The sequence below is a fragment of the Streptomyces sp. NPDC028419 genome (assembly GCF_055565515.1).
This window is the reverse complement of sequence record NZ_JBVHUE010000011.1, coordinates 48,053-69,178: the sequence shown is the minus strand read 5'-3', so window position 1 is coordinate 69,178 and position 21,126 is coordinate 48,053. Positions and strand designations below refer to the sequence as shown.

General features: G+C 72.8%; 20 protein-coding genes. 8 read left to right on the top strand and 12 right to left on the bottom strand.

Annotation, left to right across the window (positions count from 1 at the left end; all coding sequences use genetic code 11):
- Positions 1-47: 47 nt before the first annotated feature.
- Positions 48-998, bottom strand: coding sequence for an RNA-binding protein (locus ACZ4UB_RS15210; protein ID WP_468070493.1), 951 nt, complete (start codon positions 996-998; stop codon positions 48-50).
- 158 nt (positions 999-1,156) lie between these two features.
- Here ACZ4UB_RS15210 and ACZ4UB_RS15205 point away from each other — a divergent pair, with 158 nt between their 5' ends.
- The 4 genes from ACZ4UB_RS15205 (at position 1,157) to ACZ4UB_RS15190 (ending at position 6,712) form a co-directional block, all read left to right on the top strand.
- On the top strand, positions 1,157-1,699 hold the full coding sequence (locus ACZ4UB_RS15205) for an ArsR/SmtB family transcription factor (protein WP_468070492.1): 543 nt from the start codon (positions 1,157-1,159) through the stop codon (positions 1,697-1,699).
- A 17-nt stretch (positions 1,700-1,716) separates the two neighbouring features.
- Positions 1,717-3,000 (top strand): MFS transporter, encoded by a 1,284-nt coding sequence (locus ACZ4UB_RS15200; protein ID WP_468070615.1) that lies wholly within the window; start codon positions 1,717-1,719, stop codon positions 2,998-3,000.
- 162 nt (positions 3,001-3,162) lie between these two features.
- A complete protein-coding gene (locus ACZ4UB_RS15195) occupies positions 3,163-5,622 on the top strand; it encodes a penicillin acylase family protein (RefSeq protein ID WP_468070491.1) in 2,460 nt (819 codons plus the stop codon).
- A 70-nt stretch (positions 5,623-5,692) separates the two neighbouring features.
- Positions 5,693-6,712, top strand: a complete 1,020-nt coding sequence (locus tag ACZ4UB_RS15190) for an alpha/beta hydrolase (RefSeq protein WP_468070490.1) — start codon at positions 5,693-5,695, stop codon at positions 6,710-6,712.
- 31 nt (positions 6,713-6,743) lie between these two features.
- Here ACZ4UB_RS15190 and ACZ4UB_RS15185 read toward each other — a convergent pair whose 3' ends face one another.
- Together ACZ4UB_RS15185 and ACZ4UB_RS15180 are read right to left on the bottom strand one after the other, a co-directional pair.
- Positions 6,744-7,838, bottom strand: coding sequence for a BTAD domain-containing putative transcriptional regulator (locus tag ACZ4UB_RS15185; protein ID WP_468070489.1), 1,095 nt, complete (start codon positions 7,836-7,838; stop codon positions 6,744-6,746).
- Between the two features lie 178 nt (positions 7,839-8,016).
- The gene (locus tag ACZ4UB_RS15180; protein WP_468070488.1) at positions 8,017-9,222 is read right to left on the bottom strand and encodes an agmatine deiminase family protein; all 1,206 of its coding nucleotides are present in this window, start codon (positions 9,220-9,222) and stop codon (positions 8,017-8,019) included.
- A gap of 190 nt (positions 9,223-9,412) precedes the next feature.
- Here ACZ4UB_RS15180 and ACZ4UB_RS15175 point away from each other — a divergent pair, with 190 nt between their 5' ends.
- The gene (locus ACZ4UB_RS15175) at positions 9,413-10,069 is read left to right on the top strand and encodes a TetR/AcrR family transcriptional regulator (RefSeq protein WP_468070487.1); all 657 of its coding nucleotides are present in this window, start codon (positions 9,413-9,415) and stop codon (positions 10,067-10,069) included.
- Between the two features lie 52 nt (positions 10,070-10,121).
- Here ACZ4UB_RS15175 and ACZ4UB_RS15170 read toward each other — a convergent pair whose 3' ends face one another.
- The 6 genes from ACZ4UB_RS15170 to ACZ4UB_RS15145 form a co-directional block, all read right to left on the bottom strand.
- Positions 10,122-10,931, bottom strand: a complete 810-nt coding sequence (locus tag ACZ4UB_RS15170; protein WP_468070614.1) for an ABC transporter ATP-binding protein — start codon at positions 10,929-10,931, stop codon at positions 10,122-10,124.
- Between the two features lie 67 nt (positions 10,932-10,998).
- The gene (locus ACZ4UB_RS15165; protein WP_468070486.1) at positions 10,999-11,976 is read right to left on the bottom strand and encodes an ABC transporter ATP-binding protein; all 978 of its coding nucleotides are present in this window, start codon (positions 11,974-11,976) and stop codon (positions 10,999-11,001) included.
- Entirely contained in the window at positions 11,973-12,827 is an 855-nt protein-coding gene (locus tag ACZ4UB_RS15160) for an ABC transporter permease (RefSeq protein WP_468070485.1), read from the bottom strand. The genes ACZ4UB_RS15165 and ACZ4UB_RS15160 overlap by 4 nt, the downstream gene beginning before the upstream one ends.
- Complete coding sequence (locus ACZ4UB_RS15155; RefSeq protein ID WP_468070484.1) at positions 12,824-13,783, bottom strand: ABC transporter permease; 960 nt, start codon at positions 13,781-13,783, stop codon at positions 12,824-12,826. Before ACZ4UB_RS15155 ends, ACZ4UB_RS15160 begins: the two co-directional genes overlap by 4 nt.
- The gene (locus tag ACZ4UB_RS15150) at positions 13,780-15,450 is read right to left on the bottom strand and encodes an ABC transporter substrate-binding protein (RefSeq protein WP_468070483.1); all 1,671 of its coding nucleotides are present in this window, start codon (positions 15,448-15,450) and stop codon (positions 13,780-13,782) included. Before ACZ4UB_RS15150 ends, ACZ4UB_RS15155 begins: the two co-directional genes overlap by 4 nt.
- Before the next feature lie 112 nt (positions 15,451-15,562).
- The gene (locus ACZ4UB_RS15145) at positions 15,563-16,579 is read right to left on the bottom strand and encodes an agmatine deiminase family protein (protein WP_468070482.1); all 1,017 of its coding nucleotides are present in this window, start codon (positions 16,577-16,579) and stop codon (positions 15,563-15,565) included.
- Positions 16,580-16,736: 157 nt separating this feature from the next.
- Here ACZ4UB_RS15145 and ACZ4UB_RS15140 point away from each other — a divergent pair, with 157 nt between their 5' ends.
- On the top strand, positions 16,737-17,306 hold the full coding sequence (locus ACZ4UB_RS15140; RefSeq protein WP_354380808.1) for a TetR/AcrR family transcriptional regulator: 570 nt from the start codon (positions 16,737-16,739) through the stop codon (positions 17,304-17,306).
- A gap of 25 nt (positions 17,307-17,331) precedes the next feature.
- Here ACZ4UB_RS15140 and ACZ4UB_RS15135 read toward each other — a convergent pair whose 3' ends face one another.
- Positions 17,332-18,633 carry a M48 family metalloprotease gene (locus ACZ4UB_RS15135; protein ID WP_468070481.1) on the bottom strand — a complete coding sequence of 434 codons (1,302 nt, stop codon included), beginning with the start codon at positions 18,631-18,633 and terminating at the stop codon, positions 17,332-17,334.
- A 76-nt stretch (positions 18,634-18,709) separates the two neighbouring features.
- Positions 18,710-19,201, bottom strand: coding sequence for a cupin domain-containing protein (locus ACZ4UB_RS15130; RefSeq protein ID WP_468070480.1), 492 nt, complete (start codon positions 19,199-19,201; stop codon positions 18,710-18,712).
- Between ACZ4UB_RS15130 and ACZ4UB_RS15125 the strand changes: the two genes are divergently transcribed.
- Entirely contained in the window at positions 19,097-19,867 is a 771-nt protein-coding gene (locus ACZ4UB_RS15125; RefSeq protein ID WP_468070479.1) for a LysR family transcriptional regulator, read from the top strand. The genes ACZ4UB_RS15130 and ACZ4UB_RS15125 overlap by 105 nt on opposite strands.
- A 50-nt stretch (positions 19,868-19,917) precedes the next feature.
- Entirely contained in the window at positions 19,918-20,457 is a 540-nt protein-coding gene (locus ACZ4UB_RS15120; RefSeq protein ID WP_468070478.1) for a GNAT family N-acetyltransferase, read from the top strand.
- A 37-nt stretch (positions 20,458-20,494) separates the two neighbouring features.
- Here ACZ4UB_RS15120 and ACZ4UB_RS15115 read toward each other — a convergent pair whose 3' ends face one another.
- Positions 20,495-21,070 (bottom strand): TetR/AcrR family transcriptional regulator, encoded by a 576-nt coding sequence (locus ACZ4UB_RS15115; RefSeq protein WP_468070477.1) that lies wholly within the window; start codon positions 21,068-21,070, stop codon positions 20,495-20,497.
- Between the last annotated feature and the right edge of the window lie 56 nt (positions 21,071-21,126).

Sequence of the window (21,126 nt, the reverse complement as noted above, 5' to 3'; positions counted from 1 at the left end):
GCCCACCGCCTCGCCGGCGGGTCGGCTCGGCGGGTCGGGGGGCGAGGTCACCACCGGGCCCGTAGTACCCCGTCGGCGTCGGGGAGGGCGGCGCGCAGGAGGGGGGTGCGTCGGTCGAGGTCGAGGGACAGGGCGCGGGCCGCCCGCGCGTCGGCGACCACGGTGGCGAAGCGCGCGTAGTCGGTGTCGTCGACCACCGCGTAGCGGATCGTTCCGTCCTGCGCCTCCCACACGAACTCCGCGGAGTCCTCCTCGGGCAGCGCGGCCAGGACGGCGTCGACGTCGGGGACCAGGTCGGGCCAGACGCTCAACAGGGCCCGCGGGCCGAGGCCGGCCCGCACCGCGTCGAGGTTCCGCGGCGTGAGGCGGTGCCAGCGTGCGGCGTTGCGGACGTGGTTCTCCTCCAGCAGCAGGCCCCGCCGCGACGCCACCTCCGCCCGCACGCGCGCCCAGAACTCCTCGTCGGCGGCTTCCACGACCTCCACGTCATCGAGCCCGGCCGCGTAGGGGGACCGGGGCAGCGGTTCCGGGAAGAGGCCGAGCGCGCGGGTCCGGGCCACGGCGTCCGTACAGGGCCGGTCACTGCCGATGTAGACGTACTGGTCGTACCCGACGTGCACGGTGAAGGCGTCCCCGACCTCCAGCCGGCACCACGCCCCCTGGTCGCGGAGCATCGCCCGGACGAGTTCGAGGGCCACCGCAAGGGAGACCTCGGCCCCGTCGTGGTAGCCGGTGAGGTCGGGCGGGAAGAGGTCGCCCAGGCCGTGGCCCTCGACGGGCGTCTGCGCGCCGAAGTGGGCGAACCCGGTGACCGCGGGGTCGCGCATCTCCAGCCGGTCGACCCCCGCGTCCCGCGCGAAGGCCGCGACCGCCGCCAGGTATGCCGCCTCGACGGGCCCGTGGTCGCTGACCGCCTCCTCGTCGCCGGTGTAGCGCCCGTGCCCGTCGCGATCGGCGGGGTCGTACTTGGTGATGCGGTGCGTGAAGGACGGCGGCACGTTGCTCCTGAGGGCCGGACGGGGGCGCCGGCGTAGGCCACCGCCCGCGGCCGCTCATCCCCGTTTCCCACCACCGCGTTCCGCCCGGCCTGTCGCCCCGTCACTTCCTCGCAGGAAACCCCTTGCGCAATGGTCAAGAAACGTTGACCATTACTCACATGCCAACCGACGAGCTTCCCGAGACGTTCCACGTCACCACGGACGACCAACTGCGCGCCGTTTCCAACCTGACGCGCCACCGGATCATGGCCGTGCTCCGCTTCGAGCCGGCGACCATCACGCAGATCGCCGCGAGGGTGGGCCTCGCGAAGGGGAGTTCGAGCTACCACGTGCGGCTGCTGGAGCGGGCCGGCCTGGTCAAGGTCGTCCGGACGCGCAAGGTCCGGGGGGTCACCGAGCGGTACTACGCGATGGCCGCGCGGTCGATCGTGCTGCCGGACCCGGGCGAAGGCGGGCCGGACCTGCTGATGCGGCACGCGGTGGCCGACCTGGAAGCCTCGCCGGCGGACGGGGAGCGCCACGTACGGATGGCACACCTGCGGCTCACCGACGAGCAGTTCGAGGAACTCGGGCAGCGGTTGGAGGCCCTGGCCGACGAATACCGGGAACTGTCCGATCCGGCCCTGCCGGACGCCTCGCTCGTCTTCGCCCTCTTCCACCCGTCCACCTCGCACGAACCAGCCGAAGGCGGCGCCCAGTGACCACCGACACGAAAGTCCTGCCGAACGGCTTCGGTCGGCTCTGGACGGCGCAGACCGTCTCCTCGCTCGGTGACGGCGTCACCCATGCCGCACTGCCGCTGCTCGCGCTCACGCTGACGCGGGACCCGATGGCGCTCGCCGTCGTCACCGCCGCCGGAACGCTGCCGTGGCTGCTCTTCGGCGTCCTCGGCGGAGCGCTGGTGGACCGCCTGGACCGCCGGCGCACGATGTGGGTCACGGACGCCGCCCGCGCGGCGCTGCTCGCGATGGCGGCGGTGGCCACCGCCCTCGACCTGCTGAGCGTCCCACTGCTCGCGGCCGTCGCCTTCCTGCTCGGCCTCGGCGGACTCTTCTTCGACACGGCCGCCACGGCCTACCTCCCCGACCTCCTCGGCCGCGAGCCCGCCCTCCTGGAACGCGCCAACTCCCGCCTGCGCGGCGCCCAGACCGCCGCCTCCGGCTTCGCGGGACCGCCCGCCGGAAGCGCCCTGCTCGCCCTCGGGCGAGCCGTACCGCTCCTCGCGGACGCCCTGTCCTTCGCGCTCTCCGCCCTGCTCGTACGCTCGCTGCCGGCCGCGCCCCCGCCCGTACCGCAGGCCCGCGAGTCACTGCTGCGGCAAGCGCGCGCGGGCGCCGCGTACGTCTTCCGGGATCGGCTCCTGCTCGGCCTCGCGCTCCGTCCGGCGGTCGGGAACGTCGCCTTCCTCGCGGTGGAGACCGTACTGGCCCTCTTCGCGCACGACCGTCTGGGCATCGACAGCATCGGCTTCGGCCTCCTCCTCACCGCCGAGGCCACCGGCGGCCTGCTCGGCGCGGCCATCGCCTCCCAGCTCGGCCGACGCCTGGGCACCGGCACCGCGCTGACCTGCACGGCCGCGGTCGAAGGACTCGCCATCCTGGGCCTCGCCACCGCCCCGAACCCGTACGTCGCCGGCCTCGCGCTGGCCGTCTGCGGGGCCGGCATGGGCGCCACGATGGTCCTCGCGCCCTCTCTCCGGCAGGCGATCGTCCCCGCCCACCTGATGGGGCGCGTCGCTTCCACCTCCCGCATGCTGGCCATGTGCGCCGCCCCCTTCGGCGCCTTCCTCGGCGGCTGGCTCGCCACCACCTACGACGTCCGCACCCCGCTGTACGCCGCTTCCGCCCTCCTGCTGACCATGACGGCCGTCACGGCCACCATGACCAGCAACCGCCGCGTCGAAGCCGCCCTGCGCGCCGCCACCGCGCCGACCGACACCCCGAACCACCCGGCGCCCGCCAAGGAACCGGCCGCCGGCGCGAGCACCCCCGTCGCCCCGTGACCCTTGCCCGGTGCGCGGCCGGCCCGTTCGACTTCGCACCGAACATGCGGATGACGGGCTTCTACCCCCCCGGCGAGCGCCGGTGTCATCGGGATTTCATCGTGCCTCCTTAGCGTGGCCGCGTTCTGACGGGAGTGCGCAGCGCAGGGGAAGGACGGCTCGATGGCGCGGAGATTGAGGGCGAGGCTGCCGGTGGCGGCCGCGGTCGCGGTAGCGGTGATGAGCACCATGGCGGCCGCGGGATCACCCGCCGCCGGGCGCGCGCAGGCGGCGGGGCCGGACAAGCCGACGATCCGGTACACCGAGTACGGCATCCCGCACATCGTCGCCTCGAACTGGACGGGGCTGGGCACGGGGTACGGCTACGCGGCGGCCAAGGACAACATCTGCACGCTGGCCGGCACCTACCTGATGGTCAACGCCCAGCGGTCCCGCTACCTGGGCCCCGACGGCCGGGCGAGTCCCGGCGAGAACGAGAACGTCACCACCAACCTCAACAGCGACCTGTACTTCCAGCGGATCAACGACGACCGGGTGGTGGAGCGGCAGATCGACCGGCCCGCTCCCGACGGGCCGGAGCCCAAGGTCAAGGAGGCCATCCGCGGCTACGTCCAGGGGTACAACAGGTACCTGGCCGAGACCGGGGTGGCCAACATCTCCGATCCGGCCTGCCGCGGGGCGGCCTGGGTGCGGCCGATCACGGAACTGGACGTCTACCGGCACGCGCACGCCGAGATCATCATGGGCAGCGCCGACCCCCTGCTGGACGGCATGGTGAACGCGGCGCCGCCGGGAGCGGGGGCCGCGGCCGCCGCGCCGCCGGCCTCCTCGCCCGAGGAGACCGCGACGAAGATCCGCGACGCGCTCGCCGTCAACCGGCAGCGGAGCATGGGGAGCAATGCCCTGGCGGTCGGTTCGCAGGGGGTGTCCGGGGGCACCGCCATGCTGTTGGCCAACCCGCACTTCCCCTGGCAGGGCAAGAACCGGATGTGGCAGAGCCAGCTGACGATCCCGGGGGAGCTGAACGTCTCCGGGGCCAGCCTGCTCGGCTTCCCCGCGGTGAACATCGGGCACAACGACGACGTCGCCTGGAGCCACACGGTCGCCACGGTCGCGCCCTTCGGGCTGTTCGACGTACAGGTCGACCCGTTCAACCCGACGAAGTACCTGGTCGACGGCGCCTGGCAGTCGATGACCTCACAGCAGGTCGGCGTCGACGTGCTGAAGGCGGACGGCTCCCTCGGCAAGGTCACCAGGACCCTGTGGTCCACCCGGTACGGCCCGATCACCACCTCCGTCCTGGGCACCCCACTGCCCTGGGTGGTCAGCGCGCACGCGGTGCGCGACGCGAACATGGGCAACCTGCGGGCGCTGAACACCTGGTTCCACCTCGACCAGGCCAAGGACGTGGGCGAGGTGGTGGGCACGCTGGAGAGCACCGAAGGCGTCCCCTTCTTCAACACCGTCGCCGCCGACCGCAAGGGCAAGGCGCTCTACGCGGACATCCAGGCCACCCCGAACATCACCGACGCGCACGCGCAGTCGTGCCTCACCGAGACCGGGAAGCTCCTGTTCAACCAGGTGCTACGGCTGCCGAACGTACCGCCCGTCTCGATCTTCGACGGCAAGCGCGGCGCGTGTGCCTGGCCCGACGACCCGAACGCGGTGGCGCCGGGGCTGCTGGACCCGCGCAAACAGCCGCGCCTGATCCGGTCGGACTTCGTGGGCAACGCCAACGACAGCGCCTGGCTGGCCAATCCGGAGCAACCGCTGGCCTTCCCCCGGGTGATGGGCGACACGGCGGCGCCGCGTTCGCTGCGCACCCAGGAGCTGATCCTGACCGCGCAGAACCGGATCAACGGCACCGACGGCCTGCCCGGCAGGGGCTTCACGCCGGAGAACATGCGGCAGTTGCTCTTCGCCGACAACAGCAGGGCGGCCGACCTGGCGCTCGACGCCACGGTGCGGATGTGCCAGGGCCTTCCTTTCGGGCTCATCCTGGTGGACGGCAACCTCGTCAACGTCAGCGAGGCGTGTCCGATCCTGGCGGCCTGGAAGGACCACGACTTCACGGCGGGCAGCCGGGGTTCGTGGCTGTTCGAGAACTACTGGGCGTTCCTGCTGAACGGCCAGTCGATCGAGAAGCTCCCGTGGCGGGTCCCCTTCGACCCCAAGGACCCGGTGCACACGCCGAATTCGCTCGATGCGGGAAGCTCCGCCGTCCGGGACGCCTTCGGCCGTGCGGTCCTCGCGCTGCGCAATGCGGGAATTGCGCTGAACGCGCCGCTGTCGGACGTCCAGAAGATCACCCGCAACGGCGAGTCGATCCCGATCCACGGCTCGGTATCGGAGTTGGGCGTGCTGAACGTGGTCACTCCCGGCCAGGTCGACGGAAAGCTCGACATCACCTTCGGGTCCAGCTTCGTCCAGCAGGTGAGCTTCACCGCCGACGGGCCGCCGAAGGCGTCCTCGGTACTGGCGTACTCGCAGTCGGCCAACCCGAATTCACCGCACTACGCGGACCAGACCAAGCTCTTCTCGGCGGGCCGGTGGGTGACCGAACGTTTCACCGAGGACGACATCGCGGCCTCGCCGGAGCTGGAGGTCAAGGTCCTGGACTGAACGGCCCACGCACAAGCACACGCACAATCACACGAAGTAGCTCACCGAACGGCTCACGAAGGAGCGTGTTGTGACGAGGACATCGAGCAGATGGCGCCTGTGGGTGGCCCTGATGGTCGCGGTGGTGGGACTGGCGGTGCCGGCGGGATCGGCGCAGGCCGCCGACGGCACCGAGCCGCCCAAGATGACGGACGGCTTCGGCCTGACCCAGGTCGACTCCACGGTCGGCGGCGCCACCAACTTCTACATCACCGTGACCACGCCCGAGGTCGCGGGCAAGCACCACATCAAGATCATCCTGCCGAGCGGCTACTACGACGCCCCGGCCAAGCGCTACCCGGTGCTGTACTTCCTGCACGGTTCGCCCGATGACCCGATCCAGCAGAACTATCCGGCGCTGACCACCTCGAACGAGATGATCACCGTCATCCCGGACGGCGGCGCCCGGGGCTGGTACGCGAACTGGCTCAACCAGCGGACCCCCGCCGGCGCCGCGAACTGGGAGAACTTCCACCTCAACCAGGTGATCCCGTTCATCGACGCGAACCTGCGGACCATCGCCGCCAAGAAGTCCCGGGCCGTCGCGGGCGTCTCCATGGGCGGCTTCGGGGCCCTGCACTTCGCGCAGGTCCGGCCCGACCTGTTCGGTCAGACCGCCTCCCTGTCGGGGGACATCGATCTGTCGGTCAAGTCGATGGACCTGCGGTTGGCCGTCGTCGCCTCCCTCGTCGGCTACGCACCCAGCGTCGACAGCGACGCGGCCTTCGGCTCGCCCTACCCCGTCTTCAACGCCGACTGGAGGTTCAACGAGGTCGACCCGGGCCAGCACATGGACAAGCTCGCGGGAGTCGGGGTCTCCCTCTACGTGGGCAACGGCGGGGGCCGGCCCGGCGACCTGGAGTTCTGGGTCGAGAGCGCGACCAAGCACGCCAAGGACGCCCTGGACGCCCGGGGCCTTCCCTACTACTACGTCAACTACGGCGACGGCTCCGCGTGGGGCACCCAGTGCAACGGCGGCCACAACGCGGGCTGCTGGGAACAGGACCTCCGCGACCTGGTCCCCCGGCTGGAACGGGCCTTCGCCTCCTGACCGTTCTGGCCGTTCTGACCGTTCTGACCGTTCACCGCGAAGTCCGGCCGGGGACGAGGGCGACCTCGTCCCCGCGCAGGATCACCTCGTGGGTCCGGCGCAGCATCCGGCCGGGGGCCACCCCGAGGTCCTCGGCCAGCCGGAGGCGGGCGCGGTCGAACACGCCCACCGCGTCGGCGCGTCGGCCGGTGCGGTACAGCGCGCGCATCAGCATCGCGGCCACCGGCTCGTTCAAGGGGTGCGCCGCGGACAGGGCGAACAGCTCGGCGATCGCTTCGGAGTGCCGGCCCAGCCGCTGCTGCCACTGCGCCTTGCGCTGCGCGAGCGCGATCCTGCGCTCGGTGAGCCGCAGCCGCTCCCACTCGGCGAGCGGCCCGGGCAGGCCGGCCAGGGGTTCACCGCGGTACAGCTCCAGCGCCCGGGAGCACAGCCGTACCGCCTCGGCCGGGTCGCCCGCGCGATCGGCCGCTTCGACCTGCGCGACGAGCTCCTGCAGGCGGGCGGCGTCCACGTCGACGGCCCCGGCAACCAGCCGGTACCCGCGCCGGTCGTGCGCGATGACCGGCCCGGGGCCGTCGGGGCCCTCGCCGCGCAGGGTCTTGCGCAGCCGGTAGACGTACACCGGCACCACGTTCGTGACCGGTGGCTCCGTCCCCCAGACGCCGTCGCGCAGTTCCTGTTGGCTCAGGGTCCGCCCGGCGCCCAGGGCCAGCGCGGCCAGTACGGCCTGCTGGCGCAGGTGTCCCAGGTCCAGGGGGCGCCCGTCGCGCGCCGCCTGTAAGGGGCCGAGTACGCCGATGCGCACCCCCGGTGCGACGGCCCGGGCGACGGCGCCCCGCACCGCCGCGCCGACCGCCGGCGTACGGGGGCCGCGGCCGGGGACGACCAGGCCGCAGTCGAAGGCGTGGACGATGGCGGCGGCCCGGTCGCGCAGCCCGTGCTTGACCAGGATCCGCGCGAGCTGCCCGGCCACGGCCTGCTCGGGGAGGGCGAGGGCGGCGGCGATCTCGTCGTCCCGCAGACCGCAGCCCACCCGCCGCAGCACCTCGTGCTCCAGGTCCGGGCCCGCGGGGGCGGGGGTGGGGGTGGGGGTGGGGGCTCGGCGGGTGGTGGCGGTCGTCTGCATCGCTGCTCCCCGGGCTCCGGGCTGGTCGGTCTGGCGGATGCCGTCGACAAGGTAGTGGCGGGAGCGTCCGCGGGCCCTCCGGAACGATCCGGAGTGACACGCGCGAAGCCCCCCGGCCCCCGGCGGATCGCCGGGGACCGGGGGAGGGGGAGACGGAGCGGGGGAGGGGGAGCGGGGGTTACGGGACGGGCTGCTGCTGGGTGACGCAGTGGATACCGCCGCCGCCCCCGCCGAGGCTGTCGATGTTGAGCTGCTCGACGACCCGGCCGGGGAAGGCGCGCTGGAGGGTGGTCCTGGCCGCGGCGTCCGCACTGGAGTCGCCGAACTGGGGCGCGATGACGGCGCCGTTGCACACGTAGTAGTTGGCGTAGGCGCCCACGAAGTCGGGGTTGGTGGAGCGGATCTTGTTGTAGTCGGGGCCCTGGAGCTTGGTGACGGCGACCTGGTGGCCCTGGGCGTTGGTGGTGGAGGAGAGGATCTGGTACTGCTGGCGCGCGTCGTTCGACCAGGCGTCGGTGTCGCTCGCCAGCGGCATCTGGACCAGGCCCTTGCCCTCCTCGAGGAACCGCGAGGTGGCGTCGACGTGGTCGTCGGTGATGTCCCGGCCGAGCACCCCCTTGAACCAGACGACCTTCGAGGCGCCGAAGGCGCTGCACATGGCCGCCTCGATCTGGGCCTGGGAGAGGTTCGGATTGCGGTCCGGGTTGATGATGCTGCTGCGCGTGGCCATGAGCGTGCCCGCGCCGTCGGTCTCGACCGCGCCGCCCTCGCCGATGAAGCCGGCCGTGCTGAACGAGGCGCCGACGTAGGCCGCGACCCGCCCGGCGACCAGGGCGTCCTTGGCGTGCGTCTGCTGGTTGCCCCAGCCGTTGAAGTTCAGGCCCACCGCGTCGAGGCCGCCCGCGCCGTTGGTGCGGAACACCGGACCGCTGTCGCGCATCCAGCAGTCGTCGACGGGGATCGTGGTGATCACGGTGACGGCCGATCCGCAGGCGCTGCGGGCCTTCGCGGCGGAGGCGGAGTTGGCGCACATGATCACGGGCTCGTACTTCGCGATGGTCTTGGCGATCAGGGCGATGTTCGCCTGGACGCCGGAGAGCGAACGGCCCCAGATGGCCGAGCTGTCGGGCCAGGCCATCCACGTCCGGGTGTGCCGGACGGTGTCGATCGGGACGGCGAAGCCCCCGGCGGCAGTGGTCCCGGCGACGGCGTTGCCCCGGAGTGCGGGACGGACGGCGGCGAAGGCCTCCCCGCCGACCGCGGCCAGCGCGGCCCCGGCGGCCGTCAAGCCCGCCGCGGTCAGGAAGCCCCTGCGGTCCAGCGTCCGGCGGGCGGTCCCCCGGGTGCTCCCGGTCGTTTCCTGCGTTCCAGCGTGGTCGTTCACTTCTGACCTCCGGTCAGCCCTGGGCGGATCGCGCTCCGCCGATGGGCCGGAACGTATTACTGACCGAGCGCTCGGTCAATAATGTGGGAAAGGTGCATGACGAACCATGATGAAGAGCCATATCCCGCCCGGAAACGGCCAGTTGATCGTCCGGTCGGTGCCGCGCACGAGCAGTCGTTACAGTGACCGCGTGGCAGCAGCAGCTCAGGACGATCACCCCGGTACGCCCGAAACCCGCCCGGCCGACGCGAAGACCAGCAGGTCCCGCACCTCGGCGAAGGGCGCCCAGACCCGCGCGAAACTGATCGCCGCGGCCCGGACCCTCCTCGCGGGCGAGGGGTTCGCACGCTTCAGCACCCGCAACGTCGCCGCGCTCTGCGGGATCTCGCACGGGATGTGCCACTACCACTTCCACGACCGCACCGACCTGATCGTCGCGGTCGTCGAAGACATCCGGGGCGAGTGGATCACCCCGATGGAGCGCGCGGTCGACGCCCCCGGCTCCTTCGCCGAGCGCGCCGAGCGGGTCGTCGTACGGTTGAACCGGCCGGAGGGGCCGGACCTCTCCCGCCTGCACTCCGCGCTCCACTGGTTCGCGCTGAACGACGAGCGGGTCCGGGTCGCCCTGGACGCCGAGTACCAGCGGTGGCGCGACTGCTTCGTCCGGCTGTTCCAGGTGCTCTCCGAGGAGCACGGCGGCGGCGTCGACCCGATCCCGCTCGGCACGGCGCTCGCCGCCGCGGCCGACGGCCTGGCCGCGATCCAGTCACTGGACTCCCGGGTCGAGGCCGAGGCGGCCGTACGGGCGTTGGTCGACGGCCTGACCGCGGTGGCCCTGCGCCCCTGACCGGATCCCCCCGACCGCGCCCTCCCGAACACCGCCCCCTACCGCGCGCCCCTCACAAGGCGCGCCGGGCCGCCGCGATCCGCCGCGGATCCCAGCCGGGCCGGGGCACGGACTCCAACAACAGCCGGGTGTAGGGGTGCTGGGGGTCAGCGAGCACCTGCGCGGTCGGACCCGCCTCGACGATCCGCCCGCGACGCATCACGATGACGTCGTCGGTCACGCAGCGCACCACGCCCAGGTCGTGCGTGATGAACAGGTACCCGATCCCGGTCTCCGCGCGGATGTCGAAGAGCAGGTTGAGGATCTGCGCCTGCACCGAGACGTCCAGCGCGGCCACCGCCTCGTCGAGGACGAGGACGGCCGGTTCGACGGCCAGCGCCCGGGCGATGGCCACCCGTTGGCGCTGCCCGCCGGACAGCTGCCGGGGCAACGCGTCCGCCTCCCGCGCCCCGAGACCGACCTGCTCCAGCAGCTCGGCGATCCGCCGTGCGTGGTCCGTACCGGGGAAGTGCAACCGCAGGGTCTCGCGGAGCGCACCGCCGACGGTGGTGCGCGGATCGAGGGAGAGGAAGGGGTCCTGGAAGACCATCTGCACCTCGCGGGCCCGGGCCAGCCGGGCGGCCGCGCCGCGCCGGTGGCCGCCGCGGTCCCGGCCGTTGATCAGCACGCGCCCGCTGTCCGCCCGCTCCAGGCCCACGACGATGCGGGCGGTCGTCGTCTTGCCCGACCCCGATTCACCGACGATGCCCAGCGACCGTCCCGCGGCCAGGGTGAACGACACGTCGTCCACGGCCCGCACGCCCCCGTAGGCCCGGCGCAGGTCCACGACCTCCAGGACGTTTCCGTCGGTGTTCCCGCTCATCGGCGGCTCTCCTTCCGGGCCGGGCGCCGCGGCGCCCGGCGCCGCCGTCACCACCTTCACCACCGTCTCAGCCATGACCGACCTTTCCCGCGAGCTGCTCGCTGTGATGGCAGGACGTGCCGCGGGCCGGCTCGCCGGCGACCGGCAGCAGGGCCGGCGCCCGCTCGGCGCACACCTCGCTGGCGTAGGCGCAGCGCGGGGCGAAGGGGCAACCGGTCAGCTCCTCGCGCAGGCCGGGCGGCCGGCCCTCGATGGCGGCGAGCCGCCCCTGCGGCGCGTCCAGGCGCGGGGTGGAGTCGAGCAGCGCCGCCGTGTACGGGTGGCGCGGTGCGGCGAACAGCGCCTCGGCGGGGCCGGTCTCGACGATCCGGCCCGCGTACATCACGTAGACCCGGTCGCTGATCGCGGCGGCGAGTCCGAGGTCGTGGGTGACGAAGAGCAGCCCCGTACCGAAGCGTTCGCGCAGGTCGCCCAGGAGCGAGACGACTTCGGCCTGGGAGGTGACGTCGAGGGCGGTGGTCGGTTCGTCGGCGAGGATCAGGGCCGGGTCGCCCATCAGAGCGGCCGCGATCATGACCCGTTGCAGCATGCCGCCGGAGAGATGGCCGGGGTACTTGCGCAGCACGTCGGCGGTGAGGCCGACGGCGTCCAGCAGCGTGACCGCCCGCTCCTCGGCGGCCCGCTGGGGCATCTTGGCGGTGAGCCGCAGGCTCTCGGTCAGGAAGTCCCCGACGCGGCGCATCGGGTTGATGGCGGCCCGCGGGTCCTGGAAGATCATGGCCACCGTGCTGGTGCGCAGGGCGCGCAGCCTGCCGGAGGACATCGTGAGGACGTCGTCGCCGACGACCCGGACGGACCCCTGCGTGCGGGCGCCCGGGGGCAGCAGCCGCAGCACGCCGCGCGAGGTGAGCGTCTTGCCGGAGCCGGACTCGCCGACCAGGGCCACCGTCTCGCGCACGCCCACGGTCAGGTCGACGCCGTCGAGCACCGGCCTCGCGGTGTTCGGCAGGTGCAGCCGCAGCCCCTGGATGTCGAGGGTGTTCATCGGTCCCTCCTGGCGACCTTGTCGGCCCAGCGCTCGCCGACGACGTTGAAGGCGACCACCGTCAGCACGATGGTCACGCAGGGGATGATCGCGGAGAGCGGGTAGCCGGACTGGATGGCCGCGTTGCCGTCGAAGACCATGCGGCCCCAGTCGGGGGTGAGGGCGGGCACGCCCAGACCCAGGAAGGAGAGGCCGGCGAGGTCGATGAGGGCGTAGCCGAAGTTGACCGTCGACTGCGCGAGGACCACCGGCGCGACGGCGGGGACGACGTGGCGCAGACAGATCTGGAGCCCCGAGTGGCCCTGCACCTGGTAGGCCTCCACGTACGGGCGGGCGCGCTCGGCGAGCACCAGGGAACGGGTGAGCCGGCTGACGTAGGGGAGGTAGGCGATGGCCAGGGCGATGACGGGGGCGAGCAGCCCCTCGCCGTAGACCGAGACGATCAGGATGGCCAGCAGCATGCCGGGGAAGGCGAAGACCAGCTCGGTGCCGCGGGACAGGACGGAGTCCAGCCAGCCCCCGCGCCAGGCGGCGGCCGTACCGATGGCGACGCCCACGACGGTGGAGAAGGAGACCACCCCGAGCGGCCCGAGGAGCGAGGTACGGGCCCCCAGCACCAGCCGCGAGAAGGTGTCGCGACCGGACGCGTCGACCCCGAGGAGGTGGTCGGTGGAGGGGCCGGCCAGCGCGTTGCCCAGGTCGACGGCGTTGGGGTCGTAGGGGGCGATCCAGGGGGCGAGCACCGCGAGGCAGACGACGACGGCGACGAAGCCCGCGCAGAGCAGGGAGAGCGGGGCCCGGTTGGTCCGGATCCGGGCCAGGCCCGGGCGGCGGATCAAGGTGGTGGTCATGCGGCGGACCTCCCGGGACCGAGGGAGACCCGGGGATCGACCAGCGGGTGGATCAGGTCGACGAGGAGGTTCACCGTCATGAACAGCCCGACCATGATGAGGGAGATGGCCTGCACGGTGGGGAAGTCCTTGGTGGTGGTGGAGAGTTCGAGGAGCTGGCCGATGCCGCCCACGCTGAAGGCCGACTCCACCAGGACGGTGCAGACGAGCAGGGTGGAGACGATGAGCCCGCCGGTGGTGAGCACGGTGCCCAGGGCGTTTCGGAACACGTGCCGCCGGATGACCTGCCCCTCGGACACGCCGCGGCTGCGGGCGACCGTGACGTGCTCCTGCCCGAGCACGTCGAGCATCGAGGCGCGGGTGACGCGGGCGAGCATGCCGATCAGGTAGAGGGCGAGCGCGATGGCGGGCAGCGCCAGGTGCCACAGCATGTCGAGCGGGCCGTCGCCGCCGCCCCCGGTGGGGAACCAGTGCAGCTTCACCGCGAACAGGCCCTGGAGCAGGACCGCCGCGACGAACGACGGGGTGCCGATGGCGAAGGTGGTCGTGACCAGGATGGTCGCGTCGGCGCCGCCGCCGCGCACCGCGCCGATCCAGCCGAGCAGCAGCCCGAGGACGACGACCAGCACCAGTGCCATGGAGATCAGCAGCAAGGTGCTCGGCAGTCGGTCGGCCAGCAGTCGGGACACGTCGGTGCGGTAGGTGATCGAGCGGCCGAAGTCGCCGTGCAGCACCTGGCCGAGCCAGCGGACGTACTGCTCGGCGAACGGGTCGTCCAGGTGGTACTGCGCGTTGATCGCCTTCAGCATCTCCGGGGAGGCCGACCGGCCGCCCAGCAGGAAGCCGGCCGGATTGCCCGGTGCCAGGTACATGGCGCCGAAGATCACGAAGGAGGCGCAGAGCAGGGTGGCCGCCATTTCGGCCAGCCGTCGTACGGCGAATCTGAGGAAGCTCATCGCGCGGCCGCCCCGACGTCGGCCGCCCACGGGTAGTAGAGGTAGGAGATGGTGGTCGGCGCCCCGGTGATCCGCTTGTTCAGGAAGACCGCGGTGGGCCACTCGGCGACGGGGATCCACAGCAGTTGGTCGGCCGCCTTCTTCTGCAGCTCGGCGGCGGTCGTCATGCGCTCGGCCGTGTCGTAGGTGGACTTGGCCTTGTCGACGAGCGCGTCGTAGGCCGGGTCGCTGTAGCCCGCGTAGTTCTGGTAGGCCCCGGTCTGGAAGTTGCTCAGCAGGTCCATCGGGTCGGTGACCGAGTCGTAGTACGTCTCGGGGAACATGTCGATGCCCTCGCGCGCCGCGGGGTCGGTGAACAGCGAGGTGAAGGCGTTCGGGGCGATCGTCTTGAGCTGGACCTTCAGCCCGATCCGGGTGCCCGCGTCCTGGACCGCGGTCGCCAGCAGCGAGACGTCCTGCCCGATCGAGCTCGTGGCCATGACCATCGTCTTGCCGGTGGCGCCCGCCTCCTCGACCAGCCGCTTCGCGGCCTCGACGTTCTGGTCGGGCGAGGGGAGGCCGGCGAAGGCGGAGTCGCGGACCTTCTCGGGGGCCCCGGCCCAGACGGCCTTGGTGGTGAGCGAGGAGGTGGCGGTGCCCGCGCCGCCGAGACCCGCCTTGACGAAGCCGCGGCGGTCCAGGGCCAGGGAGAGCGCACGCCGGACGCGGACGTCGCCGAGCACTCCCTTCATGTTGGTCATGTTCACGTTGACCGTGCTGAGGCCCTCGCCGAAGAAGAGCGTCCCGACCCCGCTCTTGCCCAGTCGGTCGTAGCTCTCGGTGGGGATCAGGTAGCCGCCGTCGGCCTCGCCGTTCAGCAGCGCGTTCGTCCGGGCGGACGGGTCGGTGAGGAAGGTGAAGACGGCCTTGGCCGACTTGGCCTTGGTGCCCCAGTAGCCGTCGAAGCGCTGGAGCTCGATCGACTGGCCCTTGTTCCAGGTGCCCAGCTTGAAGGGGCCGGTGCAGTCCAGGCTGCCGGAGGTGCCGTAGTCCTTGCCCGCCTTCTCCACCCCGGCGCGGGAGGCCACGACGCCGGCGGCGGTGGCCATGTACTGCGGGAACATGGCGTCTGGCTGCTTGAGCTTGACCGTCACCTGGAGCGGACCGGTCCTGGTCACGGTCTCGACGTTGACGAACTCGCTGTTCCAGGCGGCTCCGTTGTCGGGGTTCATCTGACGGCCGAGGCTGAACACGACGTCGTCGGCGCTCATCACCCCGCCGTCGTGGAAGCGCACCCCGGCGCGCAGGTCGTACACCCAGGTCTTCGGATCGGGGTTGGTGGCCTTCTCCGCCAGCCCCGGGGCCGTGGTGAGCTGCGGGGTCCACCGCATCAGGCTCTCGCAGACGTTCGACAGGATCGTGTTCTGCGGGTAGTCGAAGGCCGAGATGTAGTCCAGCGTGGGCGGCTCGGCGTACACGGCCCAGGTGAAGGAGTCCAGCGGCCCGGCGGCGGCCGGCGTGCCGGCGGAGAGCTTGTACGGGGCGGCCCCCGCGGCGCCGTCGTTCTTGGGCGGACCGGAACAGGCGGTGATCAGGGCGAGCGCGGCGAGCGCCGCGACGGGGAGCGCGGAGCGGCCGCGCGGGGACCTGTGGGCGCGGGACCGGGGCAGGGGTCGGGACCGGGACATCGGTGCTCTCTCTTCCATGCTCAACGGGGGAGGTGGCGGCTGGCCGACGGTTGGGCGCGCTGCGGGCCGCAGCCGTGCGGGCCCGGACGCGGGGGAGGGAGGGAGGAGCAGGTCAGGCGGGGAGGGGGACCGCCGACGGCACCTGCTGGGTGATGCAGTGGACGCCACCGCCGCCGTAGGCGATCACCCGTGTGCGGACGCCGACCACCTTGCGGTCGGGCAGGGCGGCGGCGATGACGGCGAGCGCGCCCTCGTCCCCGGGCAGGCCGGCGACCGGGACCACCACGCCGCCGTTGGCGATGTAGAAGTTCAGGTAGCCGACCTCCGTCTCCTTGCCGTCGACCTGGACGAAGGCGCTCTGCGGCAGGTCCAGGACCTCCAGCCGGCGGCCCGCGGCATCGGTGGCGGCCTCCAGCACGGCGCGGTTCGCGCGCATCCGCTCGTAGTCGGGGTGGGTGGGGTCGTCCGGGAGCTGGACCAGCACCTTGCCGGGGGCGACGAAGGCGCAGACGCCGTCCACGTGGCCGTCGGTCTCGGTGTCGAGCAGCCCGCCGTACGGCAGCCAGATGACCTTGGTGACGCCGAGGCGGGCGATCAGCTCCGCTTCGATCTCCCGCTTGCTCATCCCCGGATTGCGGTTCGGGTGGAGCAGGCACTGTTCGGTGGTGATCAGCGTTCCTTCGCCGTCGACGGTGATGGAGCCGCCTTCGAGGATCATCCGCGAGTCGACGCGCTCCACGCCGAGGTGGTCCAGCAGGGCCGCGGAGATCTTGTCATCGGTGTCGTACGGGTGGTGCTTGCCGCCCCAGGCGTTGAAGCGGAAGTCGACGCCTGCCCGCTCCCCGTCGGGCCCGAGCACGAAGACCGGTCCGGAATCGCGGAACCAGGAGTCGTCCAGGGGGAGCTCGATGACCTCCACTCCGGCGCCGCAGAGCTCCCGGGCCTCGGCCCCGCTGCCGGGCAGGGCCACCATGGTGACCGGCTCGAAGGCGGCGATGGCGGTCGCGACCTGCGCGTATTCGTATTTGACGGTGTCGAGGACCGCACCCCACAGATCCTGCCGGGTGGGCCAAGCCATGAGGCAGCGCTCGTGCGGGCTCCACTCGGCGGGCATCCGGAAACGCGTCATGATCTCTCCTGTTTGAATATTCAGTCAGCTCGAAGCGGAAGGGGGGATGGGGAACGACGTAACGGTGATGTGTCCCGCATCCTCCTCTGAACTGAAAATTCAGTCAATACTTCTGGCCAAGGAGTTATGGATCCGGCCACGGGTAGAGTGATCTCTCGTGTCAGACCGTCGAACAGAGATACTCAGGGCCGCCACGCGGGTGATCGCGCGACGCGGCGTGCGCGGGCTGCGCGTGGGAGAGTTGGCCGCCGAAGCCGGCGTGTCCACCTCGCTGATCTACTACCACTTCACCGATCGCGCGGGGATCCTGCGCCGGACCCTGGAGTTCATCAGCGACCGCGCCGACCGCTACACCGCCGAGCGCGATCCCGGGCAGGACCCGGAAGATCCCCGTACGGAGCTGACGCAGGTCCTGCTCCTGGAGCTCCAGGACACCCCCGAGGTGCGCGAGAACAGCACGGCCTGGGGAGAGCTGCGGGCCAGCGCCGTCTTCGACCCCGAGCTGCGCGAGGACGTCGCCAAGGCCACGCACACCTGGGTCCACGAGATCGCGGACCTGCTGGCCCACGCCCGCCCTCTGGGCACGGCGCCCGCGCACGCGGCCGCGGCGGAGCGGCTCACCGCGCTCCTGGAGGGCCTCAGCGTCCGCTGGCTCAGCGGTTCGCTGCCGCTGGACCACGCCCGGCAGCTCCTGACGGACGCGATCGAACACGAACTGTCCGCCTAGGGGAGGCGCCCGGCGGACCGGCGCGTCAGTACGCGTCGCCGCGGACGATCAGGCGCGCCACCACGGCCCGGGCCGGAGCCAGCTCCGCGGCCACCGCGGCGGCCCGCGCGTCGTCGTACTCCACCCGCGCCGGGAGTGGATCGCCGAGCGTCAGGCACTGGCGCCGCAGGTGCGTCGGCGGATGCGTGTCGTCGACGCCGTGCCCGCGCCGTGCGGCGACCCGGAGCAGCCGCTCGTACTCACGGGCCGGTAGGGAGGACGCGTGGACGGCGATCCGCTCCCAGAGCTCCCGCTCGGCGGCCTCCCGCACGGCCCGCCCGGCGGCGCCCCCCTTCATCTGGGCGTTCACCCGCTCCCGGCGCAGCGCGTCCTCGACCGACCCCGCGACGAGCAGCCGTTCCATCAGCCCCACCGCGCCCGCCGTCGAACCGGCCCGCGCCGCGCTCAGGTCCGCCCGGTACTCGGCGCGCTGCGTGGCGCGCAGCGTCAACCGGTCCAGCAGGACGAGCAGGCCGTACGCCGCGCACCGCGGGAGGTACGTCACGACGTTGAACAGGGTGTCCCACACCGAGTGCGCGCGGCTGGGGGCCAGCGTGTCCAGCCAGAGGACCAGGGTGCGCAGCGCCTGTCCGATGGCCAGGCCGTGCCGGACGTCGCCGCCCGCGAAGTGCCCCAGTTCGTGGCCGAGCAGGGCGACGCGCTCCTGCGGCGCGAGCACCTCCCACAGCCCGAGTCCCAGGATCAGCACGCGGCGCTGCCGCGGTCCGTACGACGTCACCGCGGCGTTGAAGGCGCCGTCGATCACCACGGCGTGCACCCCGGTCGTGCCCGTGACCCCGGCCACCTCGTCGATCAGCTCGAACAGCCGGGGCGCGTCGGCCCGGTGGAGCGCCGGCCCGTGCCGGGGCAGCCGGCCGAACCGCGGCCGCAGCACGAAGGCCACCACCAGCAGCACGACGCCCGCGACCGGCTGGACCCCGGTGTCCCACCCCAGGGCGATCAGCAGCACCCCCGCGACCGCCAGCACCAGGGTCAGGCCGTGCACCAGCAGCGCGATCCCCAGGGCGAGCAGCGACGCCGCGTCACCGCGCGCCGGACCGGGGTCCTCGCCGGACATGGTGGCGGCGAGTTCCTCGCCGTGCCGGCGCGCCAACCGCCGGCGCACCGCGGCGATCCGGCCGGGCTCGGGGTCCGGGACGGCCGGGTCCACGTTCCAGTCGCAGGCCGCGCACCACACGGTGAACCGCTCGTCGGCGGCGTCGAGCGCCTGCCCGCACTCGGGGCACGATCGCCCTTCGGGCGTCCTGACCGCGCTGTCGTGTTCCATGATCGCCTCTCCCCGACGGCCCCCCCCCGGGCGCGCGGCTACGGCAGAGTAGCCGAGGGCGGAAGGGCGGCCGCCATCAGGGCCGATCGACGAAGTGGACGTCGTAGCGGTCCTGCTCGGGGAGGAGGTCATCGAAGGGTTGCAGGCCGTGCTGGACGCGGCCGAGCGTGCGGAAGTAGTCGAACCGCCGTACCGACGGGCCGAGCACGACCAGCAGTTCGGCCGGGCCGCCCGGGCCGGCGCCGAAGGCGTGCGGCAGGCCGGGCGGGATCAGCACCGTACCGCCCGCGCCGACCACCTCGACGGCTTCGCCGAGCCGGAACTCCGCCGTCCCGGCGAGCACGTGGAAGAGTTCCGTCGAGCGGGCGTGGAAGTGCCATCCGGCGCCGGGCGCGCCCGGCCCCAGGGCCAGCCGGTTGGCGCCGAGCGGACCGCCGTCCGTCAGCAGGGTGAACCCGCCGCCGTGCGGGAGCGGTACGTACTCGGCCTCCTCGGCCCGCATGACCACCGCGGCCCCGGCCCCGGCCGCGCCCCGTCCCGACCCGTCCGTCGCCGTCTCCCTCTCCATCGCCGGAGCTCCTCTCCTGGACCTCGCGCACACCGCGCACCTCCTCGAACCGCTTCGACACCCCCATTCGAACGCGAACTCGGCCTCGCCCTCTTCGAGCGGTCCACCCGCCGGGTCGCCCTCACCGCGGCCGGCGAACGGCTGCTCCCGCAGGCGCGCGAGGTCCTCGCCGCGGCCGACCGGACCCGGCGGATCGCCGCCGAGCTCGCCGCCGGCGACACCGCGACGCTGCGGCTGGGCACGGTACGGGGGCCCGGGGACCGGGTGTACCGGCTGCTGGCCCGGCTGGCGGAGCGGGCACCGCAACTGCGGGTACGGGTCGCCGGGTCACCGGTCGCGGACCGGCTGGCGGGGGTCCGTGGGGGCACGCTCGACGCCGCACTCGTGCGGGCCGTGCCCGCCGCCCGGGGCCTGGAGCCGATCCCGCTCTGGGAGGACCCGCTGTACGTCGCCCTGCCCGCCCGGCACCCGGCGGCCGCGCTGGCGCTGCCCGCCATCGCGGACCTGGCCGGCCTGCCGCTGCGGTTGGCCGAGCGGGAGCGCAACGCCCCCTTCCACGACCTGGTGACGGGAGCGGTCGGCGCCGCCCTCGGCGGTGCGTCCCCGGCCGGCCCGCCCGGCCCCGGGCTTCGCCACCTCCTGGCGGCGGCGGCCGACACGCACTGATCGTAGAAAAGGGTTTGTCCCGGAGCCGGGGATCGCGTTGGCTGGGCGGCATGGACGCACTGCACACCGACCGCCTCATCCTGCGCCGCTGGCGCGCCGCCGACCGGGAACCGTGGGCGGCGATGAACGCCGATCCCGCCGTCCGCGAGCACCTGGGGGAGGTGCTCACCCGGGAGGGGAGCGACGCCTCCGTGGCACGTTTCGAGGCCGGCTTCGAGCGGCGCGGCTACGGCTGGTGGGCCGTCGAGGTCCGGGCCACGGGCGAGTTCATCGGCTTCGCCGGCCTGGACGAGGTGGACGAGGGGCTGCCGTTCGGCGGAGTGGAGATCGGCTGGCGCCTCGCCCGGTCGGCCTGGGGGCACGGGTACGCCACCGAGGCCGCGCTGACCGTACTGGCCCACGCCTTCGACGTGCTGGAGCTCCCCGAGGTGCTCGCCGTGACGACGGCCACCAACCTCCGCTCCCAGGCGGTGATGCGCAGGATCGGCATGACCCGCGATCCGGCCGACGACTTCGACGACCCCGACGCGCCCGAGGGCCCGCTCCGCCCGAACGTGCTCTTCCGCCTGCCCCGCCCGGCAGCGGCCTGAGACCCGCGACGGGCCCCGCGGGACGGCCCGGGAGGGCTCAGCCCAGGCGGTCCAGTTCGGCGGTGATGGCCGAGGCCATCAGGTCGCGGGCGTGCGGCAGCGGCAGGCTGCCGCTGAGCCAGCGCGAACTCAGCCCCTCCACCAGGGCCGTCAGCCGCTCGGCGGCGCCGGACAGGGCCGCCTCGGGAGCCATCGGGCGGACCTGGCCGACCAGTTCGGCGACCTCCCGCACCCACACCCGGGTCGCCCGGGCGAGATCGTCCCGCAGATCGGGGTCGAAGACGGCGCACGCCCGCAGTTCGCCCCAGGCCGTGCTGTTCTCCCGGACGTCGGGCGCGTCCTGCAGTTCGAGCAGGAGCGTCTGTTCCAGCTCGCCGCGGGCGTCGAGCGGGGGGAGGTCGGGCGAGCGCTCCGTCGTGTAGCGGCCCGCGCGGTCGTTGATGAACTCCAGCGTCGCGCGCAGGATTCCGGCGCGGTCCTTGAAGTGGTAGTAGATCAACGCGGTGGACACGCCCGCCTCGGCGGCGAGTTCCTCCACGCGCAGCCCGCGCACACCGCGTCGGGCGATCACCCGCGCGGCACCCTCCATGATCGATGTTCGACGGTCAGCCACAATCCGACACCCTACCCGGGGCGACCGGCGGACCCGGTCAGGTGTGCAGCACGACG